This window comes from Clostridioides sp. ES-W-0018-02 (assembly GCF_020658175.1).
Lineage (GTDB): Bacteria > Bacillota > Clostridia > Peptostreptococcales > Peptostreptococcaceae > Clostridioides.
The window spans coordinates 1-2546 of the sequence record NZ_JACVVY010000033.1 but is presented as its reverse complement, the minus strand read 5'-3'; the positions used below and the strand labels follow the sequence as shown (position 1 = coordinate 2546).

At 50.5% G+C, this 2546-nt stretch carries 1 rRNA gene; it reads right to left on the bottom strand.

Annotation, left to right across the window (positions count from 1 at the left end):
* Nucleotides 1–4: 4 nt before the first annotated feature.
* A 23S ribosomal RNA gene (locus IC219_RS21085) occupies nucleotides 5–2546 on the bottom strand; the annotation flags it as partial.

Below are 2546 nucleotides of genomic sequence, written 5' to 3'. Positions count from 1 at the left end.
AATATTGGTCAAGTCCTCGACCTATTAGTATCGATAAGCTAAATACATTGCTGCACTTACACCTTCGACCTATCAACCAGATAGTCTTTCTGGGGTCTTACCCTTGCGGTGGGAAATCTTATCTTGAAGTTGGCTTCGCGCTTAGATGCTTTCAGCGCTTATCCATTCCGTACATAGCTACCCAGCCATGCCCTTGGCAGAACAACTGGTACACCAGAGGTACGTCCATCCCGGTCCTCTCGTACTAAGGACAGGTCTCCTCAAATTTCCTACGCCTGCGACGGATAGGGACCGAACTGTCTCACGACGTTCTGAACCCAGCTCGCGTACCACTTTAATGGGCGAACAGCCCAACCCTTGGGACCTACTACAGCCCCAGGATGTGATGAGCCGACATCGAGGTGCCAAACCTCCCCGTCGATGTGGACTCTTGGGGGAGATAAGCCTGTTATCCCCAGGGTAGCTTTTATCCGTTGAGCGATGGCCCTTCCACGCAGAACCACCGGATCACTAAGTCCGATTTTCATCCTTGCTCGACCTGTATGTCTTGCAATCAAGCTCTCTTTTGCCTTTACACTCTACGTACGATTTCCGACCGTACTGAGAGAACCTTTGAGCGCCTCCGTTACCTTTTGGGAGGCGACCGCCCCAGTCAAACTGCCCACCTGACAGTGTCCCAAGACCAGATTCATGGCCTATGGTTAGAGTCCCAGTACTACAAGGGTGGTATCCCAAGGATGGCTCCGCCAAAACTGGCGTCCTGGTTTCAAAGCCTCCCACCTATCCTGTACATGTAGTACCAAGACCCAATGTCAAGCTACAGTAAAGCTCCATGGGGTCTTTCCGTCCTGTCGCAGGTATCCGGCATCTTCACCGGAATTACAATTTCACCGAGTCTGTTGTTGAGACAGTGCCCAAATCGTTACGCCTTTCGTGCGGGTCGGAACTTACCCGACAAGGAATTTCGCTACCTTAGGACCGTTATAGTTACGGCCGCCGTTTACTGGGGCTTAAGTTCACTGCTTCGATTACTCTAACAGATCCCCTTAACCTTCCAGCACCGGGCAGGCGTCAGCTCCTATACATCGTCTTGCGACTTAGCAGAAACCTATGTTTTTGGTAAACAGTCGCTTGGGCCTATTCTCTGCGGCCACCGTATGGTGGCACCCCTTATCCCTAAGTTACGGGGTCATTTTGCCGAGTTCCTTAACAACAGTTCTCTCGCGGGCCTTAGGATACTCTCCTCACCCACCTGTGTCGGTTTGCGGTACGGGTACCTTTAACCTCGATAGAGACTTTTCTTGACAGTGTGAAATCAGCTACTTCGCTACTAAATTTCGCTCCCCATCACATCCCAGCATTATCAAAGCGGATTTACCTACTCTGACTGCCTCAATGCTTGGGCACACATAACCAACAGTGTGCTTAGCTTATCCTACTGTGTCATCCCATCTCTCAAACGGTTATCGGTAGTACAGGAATATCAACCTGTTGTCCATCACCTACGCCTTTCGGCCTCAGCTTAGGTCCCGACTAACCCAGGGCGGACGAACCTTCCCCTGGAAACCTTGGGTTTACGGCCTGTGGGATTCTCACCCACATCTCGCTACTCATGCCAACATTCTCACTCCCATACTGTCCACATGTCCTTACGGTCATGCTTCAACCCGTATGGGAAGCTCCCCTACCCATCATTACTGATGCCGTAGCTTCGGTAGTAAGTTTTAGCCCCGGAAATCTTCGGCGCAGGATCACTCGACCAGTGAGCTATTACGCACTCTTTGAATGAGTGGCTGCTTCTAAGCCAACATCCTGGTTGTCTGTGCAATCCCACATCCTTTACCACTTAACTTACATTTAGGGACCTTAGCTGACGATCTGGGCTGTTGCCCTTTCGACTATGAATCTTATCACCCACAGTCTGACTCCCAAGTATAAGATGACGGCATTCGGAGTTTGATAGTCTTCGGTAGGTGCAATACCCCCTAGGACATTCAGTGCTCTACCTCCGTATCTCTCACCTTGAGGCTAGCCCTAAAGCTATTTCGGGGAGAACCAGCTATCTCCGGGCTCGATTGGAATTTCACCGCTACCCACAAGTCATCCCCGAGCTTTTCAACGCTCGTGGGTTCGGACCTCCACGAAATTTTACTTTCGCTTCATCCTGCTCATGGGTAGGTCGCCCGGTTTCGGGTCTACGTCAAGTAACTGAACGCTCAGTTAAAACTCGCTTTCGCTACGGCTCCACACCTTAAGTGCTTAACCTTGCTACTTAACGTAACTCGTTGGCCCGTTCTACAAAAAGTACGCGGTCACACAAGAAATGTGCTTCCACAGCTTGTAAGTGCAGGGTTTCAGGTTCTATTTCACTCCCCTCCCGGGGTTCTTTTCACCTTTCCCTCACGGTACTATACGCTATCGGTCACTAGGTAGTATTTAGCCTTGGAGGGTGGTCCCTCCTGCTTCCCACAGGGTTTCACGTGTCCCGTGGTACTCTGGATCATATCTGAAGTTTTCTCGTTTGACATACAGGACTATTACCTTCT